General features: G+C 60.5%; 17 protein-coding genes and 2 tRNA genes. 15 read left to right on the top strand and 4 right to left on the bottom strand.

Features of this window, described 5'->3' with window-relative positions:
• Positions 1 to 175: 175 nt before the first annotated feature.
• The 13 genes from nifE (at position 176) to thiC (ending at position 9,957) form a co-directional block, all read left to right on the top strand.
• Entirely contained in the window at positions 176 to 1,600 is a 1,425-nt protein-coding gene (nifE, locus tag V5B39_RS02170) for a nitrogenase iron-molybdenum cofactor biosynthesis protein NifE (RefSeq protein ID WP_332341086.1), read from the top strand.
• Positions 1,593 to 2,999 (top strand): nitrogenase iron-molybdenum cofactor biosynthesis protein NifN, encoded by a 1,407-nt coding sequence (gene nifN, locus V5B39_RS02165; RefSeq protein ID WP_332341084.1) that lies wholly within the window; start codon positions 1,593 to 1,595, stop codon positions 2,997 to 2,999. Before nifE ends, nifN begins: the two co-directional genes overlap by 8 nt.
• The gene (locus tag V5B39_RS02160; RefSeq protein WP_332341082.1) at positions 2,905 to 3,432 is read left to right on the top strand and encodes a NifB/NifX family molybdenum-iron cluster-binding protein; all 528 of its coding nucleotides are present in this window, start codon (positions 2,905 to 2,907) and stop codon (positions 3,430 to 3,432) included. Before nifN ends, V5B39_RS02160 begins: the two co-directional genes overlap by 95 nt.
• Positions 3,429 to 3,866: a SoxR reducing system RseC family protein gene (locus tag V5B39_RS02155; RefSeq protein WP_332341080.1), complete on the top strand. Its 438-nt coding sequence runs from the start codon at positions 3,429 to 3,431 to the stop codon at positions 3,864 to 3,866. Before V5B39_RS02160 ends, V5B39_RS02155 begins: the two co-directional genes overlap by 4 nt.
• Positions 3,863 to 4,348 carry a NifX-associated nitrogen fixation protein gene (locus tag V5B39_RS02150; RefSeq protein WP_332341078.1) on the top strand — a complete coding sequence of 162 codons (486 nt, stop codon included), beginning with the start codon at positions 3,863 to 3,865 and terminating at the stop codon, positions 4,346 to 4,348. Before V5B39_RS02155 ends, V5B39_RS02150 begins: the two co-directional genes overlap by 4 nt.
• A 10-nt stretch (positions 4,349 to 4,358) precedes the next feature.
• Positions 4,359 to 4,568: a CCE_0567 family metalloprotein gene (locus V5B39_RS02145; protein ID WP_332341076.1), complete on the top strand. Its 210-nt coding sequence runs from the start codon at positions 4,359 to 4,361 to the stop codon at positions 4,566 to 4,568.
• Between the two features lie 4 nt (positions 4,569 to 4,572).
• Positions 4,573 to 4,869: a ferredoxin III, nif-specific gene (fdxB, locus tag V5B39_RS02140; protein ID WP_332341074.1), complete on the top strand. Its 297-nt coding sequence runs from the start codon at positions 4,573 to 4,575 to the stop codon at positions 4,867 to 4,869.
• Between the two features lie 198 nt (positions 4,870 to 5,067).
• Positions 5,068 to 5,394 carry a HesB/IscA family protein gene (locus tag V5B39_RS02135; protein ID WP_332341072.1) on the top strand — a complete coding sequence of 109 codons (327 nt, stop codon included), beginning with the start codon at positions 5,068 to 5,070 and terminating at the stop codon, positions 5,392 to 5,394.
• Between the two features lie 10 nt (positions 5,395 to 5,404).
• Positions 5,405 to 6,289: a Fe-S cluster assembly protein NifU gene (gene nifU / locus V5B39_RS02130; protein WP_332341070.1), complete on the top strand. Its 885-nt coding sequence runs from the start codon at positions 5,405 to 5,407 to the stop codon at positions 6,287 to 6,289.
• Positions 6,290 to 6,315: 26 nt separating this feature from the next.
• Positions 6,316 to 7,524 (top strand): cysteine desulfurase NifS, encoded by a 1,209-nt coding sequence (nifS, locus tag V5B39_RS02125; RefSeq protein WP_332341068.1) that lies wholly within the window; start codon positions 6,316 to 6,318, stop codon positions 7,522 to 7,524.
• Between the two features lie 108 nt (positions 7,525 to 7,632).
• Positions 7,633 to 7,708, top strand: a tRNA-Ala gene (locus tag V5B39_RS02120).
• 23 nt (positions 7,709 to 7,731) lie between these two features.
• Positions 7,732 to 7,807, top strand: a tRNA-Glu gene (locus tag V5B39_RS02115).
• Between the two features lie 233 nt (positions 7,808 to 8,040).
• Positions 8,041 to 9,957, top strand: coding sequence for a phosphomethylpyrimidine synthase ThiC (thiC, locus tag V5B39_RS02110; RefSeq protein WP_332341066.1), 1,917 nt, complete (start codon positions 8,041 to 8,043; stop codon positions 9,955 to 9,957).
• Between the two features lie 101 nt (positions 9,958 to 10,058).
• Here the strand turns inward: thiC and V5B39_RS02105 are convergent, their stop codons facing one another.
• Entirely contained in the window at positions 10,059 to 10,394 is a 336-nt protein-coding gene (locus tag V5B39_RS02105; RefSeq protein WP_332341065.1) for a DUF1840 domain-containing protein, read from the bottom strand.
• Positions 10,395 to 10,495: 101 nt separating this feature from the next.
• Between V5B39_RS02105 and V5B39_RS02100 the strand changes: the two genes are divergently transcribed.
• Both V5B39_RS02100 and V5B39_RS02095 read left to right on the top strand, forming a co-directional pair.
• Positions 10,496 to 11,203, top strand: a complete 708-nt coding sequence (locus V5B39_RS02100) for a 16S rRNA pseudouridine(516) synthase (protein WP_332341064.1) — start codon at positions 10,496 to 10,498, stop codon at positions 11,201 to 11,203.
• A 64-nt stretch (positions 11,204 to 11,267) separates the two neighbouring features.
• Positions 11,268 to 12,179: a hydrogen peroxide-inducible genes activator gene (locus tag V5B39_RS02095; RefSeq protein ID WP_332341063.1), complete on the top strand. Its 912-nt coding sequence runs from the start codon at positions 11,268 to 11,270 to the stop codon at positions 12,177 to 12,179.
• Positions 12,180 to 12,245: 66 nt separating this feature from the next.
• On the opposite strand, the gene V5B39_RS02090 is transcribed toward V5B39_RS02095, so the two are convergent.
• From V5B39_RS02090 to V5B39_RS02080, 3 genes are all read right to left on the bottom strand, one after another.
• A complete protein-coding gene (locus tag V5B39_RS02090) occupies positions 12,246 to 14,846 on the bottom strand; it encodes a DNA topoisomerase III (RefSeq protein ID WP_332341062.1) in 2,601 nt (866 codons plus the stop codon).
• Positions 14,847 to 14,932: 86 nt separating this feature from the next.
• On the bottom strand, positions 14,933 to 16,021 hold the full coding sequence (dprA, locus tag V5B39_RS02085; RefSeq protein ID WP_332341060.1) for a DNA-processing protein DprA: 1,089 nt from the start codon (positions 16,019 to 16,021) through the stop codon (positions 14,933 to 14,935).
• Between the two features lie 2 nt (positions 16,022 to 16,023).
• Positions 16,024 to 17,103, bottom strand: coding sequence for a LysM peptidoglycan-binding domain-containing protein (locus V5B39_RS02080; protein ID WP_332341058.1), 1,080 nt, complete (start codon positions 17,101 to 17,103; stop codon positions 16,024 to 16,026).
• Between the last annotated feature and the right edge of the window lie 42 nt (positions 17,104 to 17,145).

Genomic DNA, 17,145 nt, shown 5'->3' with positions numbered 1-17,145 from the left:
CTTCAAGCAGAATCCACGCCAGGCTGCCTTGATCGGCGGGTGGTGCTCCTGTGCTTCGTTCGACGCGACAATGTCGTGAACCCGACAAAACCCGGCCCAGGCACAAGGATGCGGAATCAGGCGCTTAGCGTTGGCACGGCAATTGCGGCATGCCAGGGAACCGAGGACTGACGCCATGAAGACAGCCGAAATTGCCCAACTGCTGAACGAGCCTGCCTGTGCTCACAACAGGAACGAGAAATCCGGTTGCGCGCGCACCAAACCGGGTGCGACGGCGGGCGGCTGCTCGTTCGACGGTGCGCAGATCGCGCTGCTGCCGATTGCTGACGTCGCTCACATCGTGCACGGGCCGATCGCCTGTGCCGGTGCCTCCTGGGACAACCGCGGCGCGCGTTCGTCGGGACCGACGCTCTATCGCATCGGCATGACCACCGACCTCACCGAGCAGGACGTGATCATGGGGCGTGGCGAGAAACGGCTGTTTCTCGCCATCAAGCAGGCGATCGACGACTACGCGCCGAAGGCCGTCTTCCTCTACTCGACCTGTGTTCCGGCGCTGATCGGCGACGATCTCGAGGCGGTGGCCAGAGCGGCCAGCGCGCGCTGGGGGGTGCCGGTGGTGCCGGTCGACTGCGCCGGCTTCTACGGCACCAAGAACCTCGGCAACCGCATCGCCGGCGAAGCCATGTTCAAGTACGTGATCGGCACCCGCGAACCGGCACCGGTCGCCGCATCCGCGCAACGGCCGGGCATCCGGGTCCACGACGTGAACCTCATCGGCGAATACAACATTGCCGGCGAGTTCTGGTACCTCGCGCCGCTCTTCGACGAGCTGGGCCTGCGCATTCTGTGCACGCTCTCGGGCGACGCACGCTTCCACGAGGTGCAGATCATGCATCGCGCGCAAGCGTCGATGGTGGTCTGCGCCAAGGCGCTGCTCAATGTCGCGCGCAAACTTGAAAGCGACTTTGGCGTGCCCTTTTTCGAAGGCAGCTTCTACGGCATCACCGACACCTCGCAGGCCTTCCGTGACTTCGCCCGCTTGCTTGGCGACGCCGACCTCGCGGCGCGCACCGAAGCGATGATCGCCCGCGAGGAGGGCGCCGTTCGCGCGGCCCTCGAACCCTGGCGAGCGCGGCTGGCCGGCAAGCGGGTGCTGCTCTACACCGGTGGCGTCAAGAGCTGGTCGGTGGTCTCGGCGTTGCAGGATCTGGGTATGACGGTGGTGGCCACCGGTACCAACAAGTCGACCGAGGAGGACAAGGCGCGCATCCGCGAGATCATGGGCGAGGCGACGAAGATGATCACCGACGGCAGCCCGAAAGCGCTGCTACAGGCCTACCAGGACTACCAGGCGGACATTCTGATCGCTGGCGGGCGCAACTTGTACACGGCTTTGAAGGCCCGCATCCCCTTTCTCGACATCAACCAGGAAAGGGAATTCGGCTACGCCGGCTATGGCGGCATGCTGGAGTTGGTTCGCCAACTCGCGCTGACGCTGGAATCGCCGGTGTGGAAGAAGGTGCGGGCGCCGGCGCCATGGCAGGTCGTGCCGGCCGCGGGCAAGGCGCCAGCACCTGCGGGAGAAACCCTTGCCTGAAATCCTCAAGCGCGCCAAGCCGCTGGCGGTGAATCCGCTCAAGGCCAGTCAGCCGATCGGCGCCGCCCTGGCTTTCCTCGGCCTGCGGCGGGCGATTCCGATGCTGCACGGGTCGCAGGGCTGTACGGCTTTCGGCAAGGTGTTCCTGGTACGCCATTTCCGCGAGCCGATCCCGCTACAGACGACGGCCATGGATCAGGTGTCGAGCATCATGAGTGCCGACGAGAACGTCATCGAGGGCTTGCGCGTGCTCTGCGAGAAGAGTCGGCCGGAGATTATCGGCCTGCCGACTACCGGGCTCTCCGAGACCCAGGGCTGCGACATGCCGCGCCTGGTGCGCGAGTTCCGCAGCCGACATCCGGAGTTTGCGAGCACCGCTGTGGTACCGGTAAGCACACCGGACTACAGCGGTTGCCTCGAGTCCGGCTTTGCTCTCGCCGTCGAAGCGATCATCGACACGCTGCTCCCCGCCGACCTCGGGCCGGTGCCGGTTGCGGGCTGCCCCCGGCAGGTCAATGTCCTCGCGTCGTCGATGCTGACGCCGGGAGACATTGAAGCGATCAAGGAATGGATCGAGGCCTTCGGTCTGCAGCCGGTGGTGCTGCCCGACCTCGGCGACTCGCTCGACGGGCATCTGATCGACCAGGAGAGCACGCCGCTGACCCTGGGCGGGACACCGAAAACCGCCATCGCCACGCTCGGCGAGGCGACCGCCACGATCGTCATTGGCCGTTCGCTGTACAAGGCGGCCGATCTGCTGCGGGCGCGCAGTGGCGTGCCGGATTTTCGTTTCGGTCATCTGCTCGGCCTCGATGCCTGTGATGCCTTCATCCTCACGCTGGCCGAAATCTCGGGGCAGCCGGTACCCCCCGCCATCGAACGCCAGCGGGCGCAACTGCAGGACGCGATGGTCGACACCCATTTCATGACCGGTTTCCTGCGCATCGGCATTGCCGCTGATCCCGACCTGTTGGTGGCGCTGGGGCAGTTCCTCACCGGTGTCGGCGGCGAAGTCGTCGCCGCAGTGGCGTCGACGCGTGCCGAGGTGCTCGCCGATCTGCCGGCCACCAGTGTGCGCATCGGCGATCTCGAGGATCTGGAACGTGCGGCACTGGCGCAGCGCGCCCAGCTGATCGTCGCCAACTCGCACGCCGCGCCCAGCGCGCAACGCCTGAAAGTACCGCTGCTGCGTGCCGGTTTTCCCCAGTACGACTGGGTCGGCGGCTACGCGCGGACCTGGGTCGGCTATCGCGGCGCGCGTCAGGCTTTGTTCGATATCGCCAATCTCTTCCTCGGGAGCCATCATGACATCCCTGTCCACCGATCGATCTACCGGGTCGGCAACGACGTCGGTGCGCCGACGCGGGCGCCGTCTGGCGCTGGCCTGGCCCACCACTAACGAGGCGCCGGGCATGCTCAGGGTGGCTTTCGCCAGCAACGACCGCAGCACGGTGAATCAGCATTTCGGCGCCGCCGAAGGTTTTGCGGTCTACGCCCTGGACGGCGAGCGCGCGCAACTGGTCGAAATCGTCGAGTTTCCGCCGGCCGCCATGGAAGCCAACGAAGGCCGACTGCCGGCGCGGGTTTCGGCGCTGGCGAGTTGCGCCGCCGTCTATTGCCTGGCGGCCGGCGCCTCGGCGGTGAAGCAGTTGCTGGCCGTCGGCGTGCAGCCGATCCGGCTCGACGATGAGGCAGCGATCGACGTGCTCTTGCAGCAGATCAGCCGCGCGATCTGCGCTGGCGGCACCGCCTGGGTTGACCAGGCGATTCGCCGGCAGGAGGGCGACAGCGCCCGCTTCGATCGCATGCTTGACGAAGGCTGGGACGAATGACGGCGGGTCCTCTGCAAGCTCGCGGCCGGGTGGTCGGCGTGCATGGCGACGTGGCCGAGGTACGCATCGCCACCGAATCGGGCTGCCATGCTTGCCGGGCACGCGCCGTCTGCGGCCGCGGCAGCGAACAGTCGCTCCGCGTCGCGGCGTTGGCGGACATGGCGGTCGGCGACCCCGTGCTGCTCGAACTGGATCAGGCGAACTTTTCCCTCGCCATGGCAATTGGCTACCTGCTGCCGGTCGTGACGCTGCTGCTCGGCACGGCGCTGTTTTCCTTCGCTGGCGACGCCGCCGCCGCCCTCGGTGCCGCCATTGGTCTGACCACCGGACTGTTCCTGGTCCGTCTGCTACATCGCCGGCTGCTCGCCGGCCATCTGCAGCCGACCGTCTCTGTTACTCGTTCATCCCAGTCATTTCCTGGAGAAAGCCCATGACTGCAGGTCTTGCCCCGGTATCCGCGATCACGCCCGACGACGCGCCAATCTATGCCACCGAATTCATCAGGGAAATGCTGCGTCAGACGCGAGCGCTCGACAGCTATGGCCAGTGGGACGGCAAGCCGGTGCCGACGATCCTCGCCGGCTACGTGCTGAGCAAGGAGCAGAAGCGCGCGCTGCCGACCATCGGCGATCCCGACGAGTTGACACTGGCCCGCGTCAAGGCTTTCCACAACGCGATTGCGGTATTGATCGAGAAGGAATGCGGGCAGATGGCGGTGCCCTTCGTACAGATCACCCACGAAGGCTTCGGGCGCGCGCTGATCACCGTCGGCAAGCTGGTGGTGATGGATCGGACGCTGCGCGATGTGCATCGCTTCGGCTTCGAGTCGCTGTCGAAGATGAAGAGCGAAGCCGACAAACACCTCGCCGTAGCGCTCGGCGTCATCGGCCGATTCCCGGAAGTGGCGGGCATGTGAGGGTAGAAAGATGAGCGAAGACGAAATCAGGGATCTCGATCGGCAGGTGAAGAAGTTGAAGCGTCTGGCCAGCGAGCAGGCCGCGAGGCTCCACGATCTGGTCGAGGACCGCCTGCCTGCCGCGTGGCAGGAGCTTCCGGAAATTTCACAGGCAACCCTCACGGCGTGCAAAGCGTGGGCGGAAGCCAACGCCCGCCTGCAGGCGGTACAGAAAGGATAAGCGCATGGGTACCATCACTGGACGCACCCGCGGCGGGGACGAATGGATCCCGCAGTTCGTCAGTTTTCTCGATCCGAAAAAGTGCATTGGCTGCGGTCGCTGCTACAAGGTGTGTCCACGCAATGTTCTCGATCTGGTCGAACGGAGCGAGCAGTTGCTGGCCGACGCCGACGAGGATGCCGATGACGATGACGAAATGATGGTGATGACCATCGCCAACGGCGCCGACTGCATCGGCTGCGGCGCCTGCGGTCGTGTTTGCCCGAAGGACTGCTACACCTACGAGGTGGCTGCGGGGTGAATGGAGTGAGTTCTGCGCGTCTGCCGTTGTCTTGCGACCGTGTTGCCATTCCGAGTGTCGCGTTTGCGACATCCATTCAACTGCACGGGAATAGCGAAAATATATGAAAATCATGGTGTTGCGCCTCATCGGCAGGCCTGGTACGAAGCTTGCTTTGATAAACTCGGGGAACCCGTCCCACATCAAGGAGAGCACCTCATGATCCATCTGACCCCCGCCGCCATAAAGGCAATCAGCCGCTTCGTCAAGGCCACCGAGACTCCCGTCGCCGGTCTGCGCATCTTTGTCTCGGGCGGCGGCTGCGCCGGCCTGCAATACGGACTGCGTCTCGAACAGGACAAGGGCACGGACGATCTGGAATTTGACGTCGGCGCTGCTGCCCGCTTGCTGGTCGATCCGTTGAGCAGTTCAATGCTCGACGGCCTGACGGTCGATTTTGTCGACAGCCTCACGCAGACCGGTTTCAAGTTCAACAATCCGAATGTCGCGGGCGCTTGCGCCTGCGGCCAGTCGTTCGCGGGCTGAGGAGATCGCCATGTGGGACTATTCCGAAAAGGTGCGCGAACACTTCTTCAATCCGAGGAATTCCGGGCCGCTTGAGAACGCCAACGGTGTCGGCGACTTCGGTTCGATCAAGTGTGGCGACGCGCTGCGCCTGATGCTCAGGGTCAACCCGGAAACCGAGGTCATCGACGATGCGCGCTTCCAGACCTTCGGCTGCGGCTCGGCGATCGCCTCGTCGTCGGCGCTGACCGAAATCATCAAGGGCAAGACACTGGACGAAGCGCTACAGGTCAGCAACCAGGACATCGCCGACTATCTCGACGGACTGCCGCCGGAAAAGATGCACTGTTCGGTCATGGGGCGCGAAGCACTGCAGGCGGCGGTCGCCAACTATCGCGGCGAGACCTGGAAGGAGGATCACGAGGAGGGCGAGTTGGTCTGCAAGTGCTTCGCCATCGACGCCGTGATGATCGAGGATACGGTGCGCGCCAACAGCCTGCGCACCATCGAGGAGGTCGCCAACTATACCAAGGCCGGTGGCGGCTGTTCGGCGTGTCACGAGAAGATCGAGGACATCCTGATTGCCGTCAATGGTCGGCTCTACGCCAACGAAGCGAGGCCGACCAAGGCGCGCCCGGCAAGCGGCGACGGGGTGAGCAAGCCGAAGCTGACCAACTACCAGCGCATCCGCAGGATCGAGGAGACCTTGGAGGCGATCCGTCCTTCGCTGCAGCGTGACCACGGTGACGTCACCCTGGTCGAGGTCGACGGCAAGAAAGTCTACGTCGAACTCACCGGCGCCTGCCGCGGATGCTCCATGGAATCCGCCACCCTTGGCGGCGTGCAGCAGAAACTCATCGAAGCCCTGGGCGAACTGGTACAGGTGCTGCCGGTCGCCGCACTGGTTCGCGCGTAACCGTCCGTCAACCGACAGGAGAAGCCATGCAACCGATCTACATGGACAACAATGCCACGACGGCCTGCGATCCCGCCGTCGTGGCGGCGATGCTGCCCTACTTTACCGAACAGTTCGGCAACGCGTCCTCGATCCACAGCTTCGGTTCGCAGGTCGGCAAGGCGATCAAGCAGGCGCGCATGCAGGTCCAGTCGCTCCTCGGCGCGGCTCACGACAGCGAAATCGTGTTCAATTCCTGTGGCACCGAGTCCGATGCGACGGCCATCCTCTCGGCGCTGAAAGCCCACCCGGAACGGCGGACGGTGATCACCACGGTGGTCGAGCATCCGGCGATCCTCAACCTGTGCGCCCACCTCGAGAAGGAGGACTACGTCGTGCATCGCCTGCGCGTCGACCGCAAGGGGCGGCTCGACCTCGACGAGTACCGGTCGCTGCTCAACGAGCGCGTGGCGATCGTTTCGGCGATGTGGGCGAACAATGAAACGGGAACCCTTTTTCCGGTCGAGGAAATGGCCGAGATGGCGCACGCGAAAGGCATCCTTTTCCACACCGACGCCGTGCAGGCCGTCGGCAAGGTCGCCATCGATCTCAAGAGCACGCAGATCGACATGCTCTCGTTGTCCGGTCACAAGCTGCATGCACCGAAAGGCATCGGTGTGTTGTATGTGCGTCGCAATACCCGTTTCCGCCCACTGCTGCGCGGCGGCCATCAGGAGCGTGGGCGCCGTGCGGGCACCGAGAACTCGGCGTCGATCGTCGGCCTCGGTGTCGCCTGCGAGCTTGCCCAACAGCATCTGGTGGCCGAGAACACGACCGTCAAGCGCCTGCGTGACCGCCTCGAACGAGGGATTCTCGGCAGCGTCAGGAACGCCTTCGTCAATGGCGACACGCTCTACCGTCTGCCCAATACGGCGAGCATCGCTTTCGAGTACGTGGAAGGCGAGGGCATTCTGCTGCTCCTCAACCAGCTCGGCATTGCCGCGTCTTCCGGCTCGGCCTGCACCTCGGGCTCGCTGGAGCCGTCGCATGTCATGCGCGCGATGGCCATCCCTTACACCGCGGCACACGGGACGATTCGCTTCTCGCTTTCGCGCTACAACACCGAAGAGGAAGTGGACCGCGTCATCGCCGCCGTACCGCCGGTGATCGCGAAGTTGCGGAAACTCTCCCCGTACTGGAGCGGTGACGCACCGACCGCGAATCCGGAGCAGGCCTTCCAGCCGGAATACGCCTGACCAGATCAAGGAAGTCGCGGTCGATGCGGCGGTAAAAGCACGTCCACCGAGCCGTCACTTCCACTTTACAATAGCCGCTTGGGGCCCTATAATCCAATCCTCTTTCGAGGGGGTATAGCTCAGCTGGGAGAGCGCTTGCATGGCATGCAAGAGGTCCGCGGTTCGATCCCGCGTACCTCCACCAGCATTTCGAAAGAGATTTTCCGGGTCCCCATCGTCTAGAGGCCCAGGACACTACCCTTTCACGGTAGGTACCGGGGTTCGAATCCCCGTGGGGACGCCAAGTCAGGCAGGCGCACTGCTACTGCCAGAAAGCCGCAGACCGTGCTGTGGTCATGGTCGTCAGGCAGCGCGACCATTAGCCCCTTCTCCCTGTTGATTTTGCCCCCATGTAGCTCCTTCCCGCGCGTCGTTCCGACGCTTCCGTGGGCTGTCGATATTCTTGCTAAAGCCTGGCATTTCCAGTAAGTTGCGCGGACACATCGGGGTGCCAAGTCAATCAAGCAAGGAAATACCATGAACGCTAACGAAAAATTCATTGCTGCCGACGCTCATGTGGACGAGGCCGCGATCAAGCCGCTGCCCAATTCCCGAAAGATTTACGTGGTCGGCAGCCGGCCGGACATTCGCGTACCGATGCGCGAGATTACGCAGTCGGATACCGACACGGCTTTCGGGGGCGAGCAAAACCCGCCAATTTATGTCTATGATTGTTCCGGACCCTATTCCGATCCACAGGCAAATATCGACGTTCGCCAGGGGCTACCGGCATTGCGTGCACAGTGGATTGCCGAGAGAGCTGATAGCGAGCCGCTTTCCAGTTTGAGTTCGGCCTTCGGTCGCCTCCGCGCGGCCGATGGAGCACTTGATGAATTGCGCTTTCCAGGCCTGCGGCGTTGGCCCCTGCGCGCCAGGCCAGGGGCCAACGTGAGTCAGATGCACTATGCACGGCGCGGTATCATCACCCCGGAGATGGAGTATGTCGCAATCCGGGAAAACAACAACCGGCGCACCTATATCGAGCAGATCAAGACTTCAGGTCCACAAGGGCAGCGTCTTGCTGAAATTCTCTGTCGTCAGCATCCCGGCAACAGCTATGGTGCCAGCATCCCTGACGAAATCAGTCCGGAGTTCGTGCGCTCCGAAGTTGCGCGGGGCAGGGCAATCATCCCGTGCAATATCAATCATCCGGAAAGCGAGCCGATGATCATTGGCCGCAACTTCCTTACCAAGATCAATGCCAACATCGGCAACTCGGCACTTGGTTCGAGCATCCAGGAAGAAGTCGAAAAAATGACCTGGGCCATCCGCTGGGGTGGGGACACCGTGATGGATCTGTCGACCGGGAAGAATATCCATGAAACGCGTGAGTGGATCATTCGCAATAGTCCGGTACCGATCGGAACGGTGCCGATCTATCAGGCTCTCGAAAAAGTCAATGGCAAAGCCGAAGACCTGAACTGGGAGATTTTCCGCGACACGCTCATCGAACAGGCGGAGCAGGGGGTCGACTACTTCACGATCCATGCCGGCGTGCTCTTGCGTTATGTGCCACTGACCGCTGGACGCCTGACCGGAATCGTTTCGCGAGGGGGGTCGATCATGGCCAAGTGGTGTCTGGCCCATCACCGGGAAAGCTTTCTCTACACCCACTTCGAGGAAATCTGCGAGATCATGAAGGCCTATGATGTGTCCTTCAGCCTCGGTGATGGGTTGCGTCCGGGGTCGATCTACGATGCCAACGACGAGGCCCAACTTGGTGAGTTGAAGACTCTCGGGGAACTTACAGATATCGCCTGGAAGCACGATGTGCAGGTGATGATCGAGGGACCCGGCCATGTGCCGATGCACATGATCAAGGAGAACATGGATTTGCAGCTTTCCTTCTGCAGGGAGGCCCCATTTTATACCCTGGGACCGCTGACTACCGACATTGCACCCGGTTATGATCATATTACCAGCGGAATCGGTGCAGCGATGATCGGCTGGTTCGGCACAGCCATGCTCTGCTACGTGACGCCCAAGGAACACCTGGGTCTTCCCGACAAGAACGATGTCAAGACCGGAATCATCACCTACAAGCTGGCCGCCCATGCGGCTGATCTTGCCAAGGGTCATCCGGGTGCGCAGATCCGTGACAACGCCTTGTCGAAGGCGCGCTTCGAATTCCGTTGGGAAGATCAATTCAACCTGGGGCTAGACCCGGACAAGGCGCGAGAGTTTCATGACGAAACCTTGCCCAAGGATTCGGCAAAAGTTGCGCATTTTTGCTCGATGTGTGGCCCACATTTTTGCTCCATGAAGATTACTCAGGAAGTGCGGGAGTTTGCCATCGAGCAGGGGGTGAGCGAAACCGAGGCGCTGGCCAAGGGAATGGCAGGCAAAGCCATCGAATTCGTCAAGGCCGGTGCCGAGGTATACCAAAAGATCTGAACCGTCAGCACGATGTTGACGAAACATTCCAGGAACGAACAGCAGGAGCTGGCCGTGGGGCCGATGACCATCGGTTCGGCGACTCTCCTTGCCCGACCACTTCAGAAGTCCTTGGCAGCCTCCCAAAGGATGAAGCCATCCTCTTTGCGGGTCCACTCGAGCAGTTCGATCATCGGATAGGCGCGTTGGCCAAGTCCGACCGCTGATGCGTCTTGCTCGTCGCTGCCATCATTGTTGTCAGCCTCGCCATGAGTGCTGGAATGGCTCTTGTGTTCAGCGGTGGCGACACGTAGGCGCTCGATCGCTTCGGGTAATTGTTCAGTGGTGATGACGCCGCGGGCGCTGCAGTCTTTACCGACCAGCTCGAGCAGTTGACGAGCGACCTGGGCAAACATCATGATCTGGCCGGAAGTGCTTGATGTAAACTTCACCAGCATGAGGGGAATCTCCGTGGAATGGATGGATGGATGGCAACAATATCTATTGTTGCAGTTGGCGGATCGGACAACAATAGCCATCGGCGGATTATTGGTGTTGAATGGAACTTGAACGCTTGCTCAGATCACAGGGCTTTGGCAGCCGGGTAGAGTGCCGTATGCTGGTCGTCCAGGGTCGCGTCAACGTCGCCGGGAAGGTCTGCGCGGATCCCTTTGAGCACTTCGAACCGGCTGGGCTGAGCTTTGCCGTTGATGGTGTACTGTGGAATTATCGCGAGTTTGCCTACCTTGCGATGAGCAAGCCAGCGGGTTATGAATGCTCCCGTCGTCCACAACATTACCCCAGCGTCTATTCGCTGCTTCCGCAGCCGCTGGCGACACGTGGGGTCCAGACCGTTGGTCGCCTTGACCAGGACAGCACGGGCCTGCTGCTGCTGTCCGACGATGGTCAATTCATCCATACCTTCACCTCGCCACGTAAGAAGGTTCCTAAAGTCTATGAGGTTACGACGAGGCATACGGTCGATGATGCACAGGTGATGGCGCTACTCAATGGGGTGGAATTACATGACAATGCCAAACCGGTCGAAGCAGTGGCGTGCATCCGGCTGGACGAAAGGCGATTGCGTTTGACTGTTACCGAGGGAAGATACCATCTGGTGAAGCGGATGATCGCCGCTGCCGGCAATCGTGTCGAGGCCTTGCATCGCATTGCAGTGGGTGGTTTTTGTTTGCCCCCGGAATTACCCATAGGCCAGTGGATATGGCTGGAGTCGCCAGAGCTGGAGCTTCTGGCACAACGAGCATGAGGCGATGGCCGGTACCTGCCGCGGGAGCTGATCCAGCCCATGATTTGCATCCGGGTTCATTGCGATGACATTGACCGAACTGCGTTATATCGTTGCGCTTGCACGTGAGAGACACTTCGGGCATGCAGCCGAGAAGTGCCATGTCAGCCAACCCACGCTCTCAGTAGCATTGAAAAAGGTCGAGCAGCGGCATGGCGTCATTCTGTTCGAGCGATCCTCCGCTGATGTTCGGCTGACAATGATCGGCGAACAGATCGCGCTGCAGGCTGAGCGGGTGCTTGAAGAAGCGGGAAGGATCCGGGAGATCGTTGCGCAGGGGAAGGACCCCTTGTCTGGGCCATTGCGCCTTGGCGTCATCTATACTATTGCGCCCTACCTTCTGCCGCGTCTGATTCCGTCCTTGCATTCCCGCGCACCGCGGATGCCACTCTATCTACACGAGAACTTTACCGTCAACCTGGCTGCGCAGTTGCGCCGGGGTGATCTCGATGTGATTGTCGTAGCCTTGCCATTTGATGAGCCGGGGATCGTCTCCAGAGTGGTGTATGAGGAGCCATTTTGTGTTGCGATGCCGACCGGCCATCCTTTAGCCATGGAATCCCTGATCGATCCGGAGCAGGTGGCTGCGGAAAATCTGTTGCTCCTGGGCATTGGCAACTGTTTTCGGGACCAGGTGGTACAGGCCTGCCCACAGCTTTCGGCACCTGGCGGAACCACGGGTGCGCTTGAAGGAAGTTCCCTCGAAACGGTTCGTTACATGGTTGCAAGTGGCGCGGGCATCTCGATCGTACCGGCATCGGCTGCGGCATCGTGGCCGCAGCAAGATCCGTTGCTGTTGTTTCGCCATTTCACTGAGCCTGCCCCTATGCGACAGGTAGTCATCGCCTGGCGGGCGACTTTCCCCAGACCGCAGGCAATCGACGTGTTGCGGGCAGCCATCCTGGACGCACCTCCACCAGGGGTCATTCGAGCATGACAACACAGGCCACCTGACAAGTGCCCTGCGCTGATATGTTTCACGTGAAACAGGTGCCGGCCTGTTTCATGTGGCCTGACCCGTTGTCTTCCTGCGCTGCGCGGGTACTGCAGCGGTGTTGGGGGGTGTGGTCGAGCTTGTCGGAACGGGTGTTCCCTTGGTCGTTTTCGATGCAGGTTTAGGCGCACGTTTCTCGAACTCAAAGCCGACCTTGCCATCGGCACCGCGTACCAGGTAAGCCGAGAATTTTCGACGAGTACGTGCGGAGATGAAATCCTTGAGCAAATCCGTACGCCCGGTGTCGAGAAGTTTCCGCATCTGTTCGGGTTCAACCGGTTGCTGAAGAATGATCGTTCCCGAGCGAAAGTCACAGCTCTTCGCGGGCCCAACAGATTTCTCGCAGACATAGGCCATGCCATGAGCGAAGACACGCGCCGCGCATTTCGGGCAAGCCCCCAGCGACTCGCTGTCTGAGAAATCGACTGTCTCGACAGAACCTTCATCACTGGCAGTGCCTTGCCCAAAATCGAACTCCGGAGCATTTGCAGCGTTCAGTTGGACAATGGCGTTGAAAGGACGACCCATTTTGTTCCGGAAGCCGCTCAAGGGGCCGACTTTACGCTTGGTGAGTAACTCTTCGATCTCGGTTGCTTCGAATTGTCGGCCGGCGACGATTTTCCATAGTGCGAAATCGCAGGTCTGGCACTGAAATTTCTTGTAGGTTTCCCTGATCAATCCACCGCATTTCGGGCAATGTGTCGAGAGTTCTCCAAAATCTCCAGGAATGCTGTCGCTGTCGTAACTTTTTGCGCGGTCGACAATATGTTGAGTCATTGCCGCGATCTCTTTCATGAATTCTTTGCGCGACATCTCACCTCTTTCCATGCGCGCAAGTTTCCATTCCCATTCACCGGTCAGTTCGGGTGCGGTCAACTCGCGGATGCCCAGACCATTGAGGAGTGTCATCAGCGAAAATGCCTTGGCGGTTGGCTGCAGTTCGCGGCCTTCACGAAGAAGGTACTGTTCGGAGAGCAGGTTTTCTATGATCTGGGCGCGCGTCGCTGGGGTACCAAGACCGCGTCCGGCCATCGCCGCCCGCAACTCTTCGTCATCCATGGCCTTGCCGGCGCTTTCCATGGCCGTCAACAAGCTGGCCTCAGAGTAGCGGGGCGGCGCTTTGGTTTGATGGGCGCCAAGCACCATCTCTTCAGCCCTGACCTTCTCCTCTGGTGTAACGGCAACCAGATTACCCTCGCCATCAGACTGCGCGTCACGACCATAGACCGTCAGCCAACCCGGGTTCACCAGAACCTTGCCTTCGGTCTTGAAGGGCTCGGACTGGACACGTGAAATGCGGGTGGTGATCAGAAATTCCGCCGCCGGATAGAATACGGCCAGAAAGCGCTTGACGACCATGTCGTAAAGCTTCGACTCGGGCTCGGACAGATGTTTGGGTGCCTGCAGCGTCGGAATGATCGCGAAATGATCAGAAACCTTGGCGTTGTTGAAAATGCGCTTGTTCGGAATAACCCAGCGGCTGTTCAGGATCTGCTGTGCGAAAGGCGCATAGCGAGCCAGCATCGCTTCGTCGTGACCTTTCCCGACCACCTCTCCGGTCAGCATCGAGAGCGTGCTGCTGACTGTCGAAACATAGTCCTCGGGTAGCGCGCGCGAATCGGTACGCGGATAGGTGAGGACCTTGTGCTTTTCATATAGCGCCTGCGCTAAGCCAAGCGTGGCCTTTGCAGAAAACCCGTAGCGCCCGTTGGCCTCGCGTTGGAGGCTGGTCAGATCAAAGAGCAACGGTGATAGCTGTGTCGAAGCCTTGGATTCCTCGCTGACTTCCGCCATTTTGCCTGCGCATTTCTGCTGCAGCAGGATGCCTTTGGTTTCATCCCAGAGGCGATCGGCGCGTGCATGTTCGTCATCATCCTTGCCCTTGAATTTCTCGTCGAACCATTTGCCACGATACTCTCCGGCGCGACAGACGAAGACTCCCTCAAGTTCCCAGTAGGGACGGGGCTTGAACTTGCGGATACGATCCTCGCGTTCGACGATCAGTGCGAGTGATGGTGTTTGAACGCGACCAACGGTAGTCAGGTGAAAGCCGCCAGTCTTGGAGTTGAAGGCGGTCATCGCGCGCGTACCATTGATGCCGACCAGCCAGTCGGATTCCGAGCGACACACCGCAGCATCCCCCAGTCCGCGCATATCTGCGCCTTTGCGCAGGCACATGAAGCCTTCCTTGATGGCTTGCGGAGTCATTGACTGTAGCCACAAGCGCTCTACCGGTTTGCCATTGGCAGCATGCTGGGTGATGTAGTTGAAGATCAATTCCCCTTCACGACCGGCGTCACAGGCGTTTACCAGACTGACCACGTCCTTGCGCTTGATCAGACGGACCAACAGCTTGAGGCGCGACTCGGTCTTGGCAATCGGCTGCAGGGTAAAGTGTGGTGGGATCACTGGCAGATGGGCGAATGACCATTTGCCGCGTTTGACCTCATATTCTTCGGGACAAGCCAGTTCCAGCAGGTGACCAATGGCCGACGAGAGGACGTAATCGTCATTCTCGAAGTAGTCTTCGTGCCGAACGAATCCGCCAATCGCACGCGCAAGGTCGGCGGCAACAGAAGGCTTCTCGGTGATGATCAGTTTCTTGCTCATGGGGTCTTCATCAGCCGGGAAGGGTGGCGAAAGGAGTCGTCGGGGGATTGGCTGCGCGGGTCATCATGATTCTGTCGGCGAGGTTCTCAGTTGTGGGAAATGCGTTGATAGCGCCCGCCAGGCAAACTGCCAACCTGGCCATTCATTTCCAAGTGCAGCAGCATCACCGAAACCACGTCAGCCGTCAAGCCACTGCGGTCTACGAGTTCGTCCAGAGCGCAGGGATCAAAACCCATGCTCAACAATAGTTCGTTGGCTGGGTCACCACTTGCCGGGGAAACCCTTGGCCGGGGAGAAGTGCTTATCCAATGTAGCTCGTCGAGCACATCCTGGACGGTTTCGACCAGTTTTGCACCCTGTTTGATCAATTGATGGCAGCCGCGTGCCTGCGGGGAGTGAATCGATCCGGGGATGGCAAAGACCTCGCGACCCTGCTCGGCGGCCAGGCGTGCGGTGATCAAGGAGCCGCTTTCGGTCGTCGCTTCGACCACCAGAACGCCGCGCGAGAAGCCCGATATCAGGCGGTTTCGGCGCGGGAAGTTGGCGGCAACGGGGGGAGTGCCCAAGCGAAACTCCGAGATGATCGTACCATAGGCCTCGATTGCGTGCGCCAGATCCCGGTTCGCGGACGGGTAGATGCGATCAATACCGGTGCCAATGAAGGCCACGGTGTTGCCCGAAGCCTTCAGTGCACCGCGATGAGCGGCTGCATCTATCCCCAGGGCAAGGCCGCTGGTAATCGTCAGCTGGGCATCGGCAAGGGCAGCAGCGAAGCGCTCGGCATGGGTAATCCCTTGTGGGGTAGGGTTGCGGCTACCGACCATTGCCAGGGCAGGCGTATTGAGCAGATCGAGACGGCCGCGAACATAGAGCAGCGTTGGTGGGTCGGGTATTTGCAGCAGTGATTGGGGATATTCGGGGTCGGCCAGACACAGCAGGTGCTGACCAGGCTTCTCCGACCAGCGCAGCGCTTCCTCAATCATGAACTGATTGTCGGTATCGAGTACCCGGCTTGCGGCCTTGTCACCCACAATATTGCGCAACGCGCTGCGACTCGCAAGGAAGATGGCTTCCGGAAGTCCGAAAACGCTTAACAGCTTGCGCTGGGTCTCACCGCCAATACCCGGAATCAGCGTCAGTCGTAGCCAGTTCGCCAACGACTCGGCCGCATTCATCCCTAAGGTGAACGAGCAAAGTCGTTGACGTCTACAGTACTCTCAGACTTAACCACCAGACCGTACGATAGACGCTCAAATATCCGAAAGACGAACAGCAAGCCGATTCGTTCCGGAGGAATCGGTACCCTCACCTTGGTATCGTTCTCATCACGCTCGACTATCGTGCGGTTGCGTTCGAGCGCCAGAACATGCCCAATCTCGATCCCGTCCCTGGCCCCACGATTAAGCGTGACAATTGACCCGCGGCCTGCGGTGTCGACGCCGCCATAGACTGAAATCACCCGGCCATTGACCTGAAATCCGGGTTTGTGTGGCACGTAGGCAACCAGCGGGGGACGTATTGCCGGCAGCAGGCGGTCGCCACGACCGATTTCCTGTTTCATCGTGACGACCTCAAAGGTCGCGGGATTGCCGGGTTCGAGCTGCCTTGCGGTGCCAAGATAGAAAGCTTCGTAACCGAGGATCTGGTGATTATCCGGATCGTGTAACGGCCTGCCGTTGCGATAGATCTGCCAGTCCAGCCTGGACGGATCAGCGCCGGCGACATAGGCGAGGTCACCATTGCCAAGGTAGACCCTGTCCTGCTGCGTTGCAACGATGCGCGCTGCTCGATCAAGGCTGGAGACTTCCACGATCAGCGGGTCTGAGAGAAATGGCCTGATGAGGTTTGGTGGAATTGCCGGGATTTCATCTTTGACATCCGTTGAGTATATCTGCGGTACTAGCCGGATGCTCTGCAAACGCAACCGGGGTGAGCCCTGCACATCGCGTTCGAGAACAATCACATCACCGGGGTAGATACGGTGCGGATTGTTGACCTCTTCCTCGTTCATTCGCCAGATTTCCGGCCATCTCCAGGGTTCTTTCAGGAATTTTCCGGCAAGGTCCCATAAGGTATCGCCCGGCACTACGATATGGCGGTTCGGGGCACCCTCGGCCAACTGGATTTCCTGCCCGACGGCGCCACAGAGCGCACTGATCATGGCCAGAATGAACGCGGACATAATGCGGATCATCGTGTTATCCTCGTAGGAGCGGTTGGGGAATTCCCGGTCGAGATTTCTGTCCCATACGGTCATTTACCCAGTCTGCGCCAAAGTCATCGCAGGCGCCGTGCCAAC

The organism is Accumulibacter sp. (assembly GCF_036625275.1).
Lineage (GTDB): Bacteria > Pseudomonadota > Gammaproteobacteria > Burkholderiales > Rhodocyclaceae > Accumulibacter.
This window is presented reverse-complemented; position numbering and strand designations above follow the sequence as displayed.

Bases quoted from the DNA above. Each gene is read 5' to 3' on its own strand.
- nifE (WP_332341086.1), top strand. From the start codon at position 176: ATGAAGACAGCCGAAATTGCCCAACTGCTGAACGAGCCTGCCTGTGCT.
- V5B39_RS02160 (WP_332341082.1), top strand. From the start codon at position 2,905: ATGACATCCCTGTCCACCGATCGATCTACCGGGTCGGCAACGACGTCG.
- V5B39_RS02155 (WP_332341080.1), top strand. From the start codon at position 3,429: ATGACGGCGGGTCCTCTGCAAGCTCGCGGCCGGGTGGTCGGCGTGCAT.
- V5B39_RS02150 (WP_332341078.1), top strand. From the start codon at position 3,863: ATGACTGCAGGTCTTGCCCCGGTATCCGCGATCACGCCCGACGACGCG.
- V5B39_RS02145 (WP_332341076.1), top strand. From the start codon at position 4,359: ATGAGCGAAGACGAAATCAGGGATCTCGATCGGCAGGTGAAGAAGTTG.
- fdxB (WP_332341074.1), top strand. From the start codon at position 4,573: ATGGGTACCATCACTGGACGCACCCGCGGCGGGGACGAATGGATCCCG.
- V5B39_RS02135 (WP_332341072.1), top strand. From the start codon at position 5,068: ATGATCCATCTGACCCCCGCCGCCATAAAGGCAATCAGCCGCTTCGTC.
- nifU (WP_332341070.1), top strand. From the start codon at position 5,405: ATGTGGGACTATTCCGAAAAGGTGCGCGAACACTTCTTCAATCCGAGG.
- nifS (WP_332341068.1), top strand. From the start codon at position 6,316: ATGCAACCGATCTACATGGACAACAATGCCACGACGGCCTGCGATCCC.
- thiC (WP_332341066.1), top strand. From the start codon at position 8,041: ATGAACGCTAACGAAAAATTCATTGCTGCCGACGCTCATGTGGACGAG.
- V5B39_RS02105 (WP_332341065.1), bottom strand. From the start codon at position 10,394: ATGCTGGTGAAGTTTACATCAAGCACTTCCGGCCAGATCATGATGTTT.
- V5B39_RS02100 (WP_332341064.1), top strand. From the start codon at position 10,496: ATGGAACTTGAACGCTTGCTCAGATCACAGGGCTTTGGCAGCCGGGTA.
- V5B39_RS02095 (WP_332341063.1), top strand. From the start codon at position 11,268: ATGACATTGACCGAACTGCGTTATATCGTTGCGCTTGCACGTGAGAGA.
- V5B39_RS02090 (WP_332341062.1), bottom strand. From the start codon at position 14,846: ATGAGCAAGAAACTGATCATCACCGAGAAGCCTTCTGTTGCCGCCGAC.
- dprA (WP_332341060.1), bottom strand. From the start codon at position 16,021: ATGAATGCGGCCGAGTCGTTGGCGAACTGGCTACGACTGACGCTGATT.
- V5B39_RS02080 (WP_332341058.1), bottom strand. From the start codon at position 17,103: ATGACCGTATGGGACAGAAATCTCGACCGGGAATTCCCCAACCGCTCC.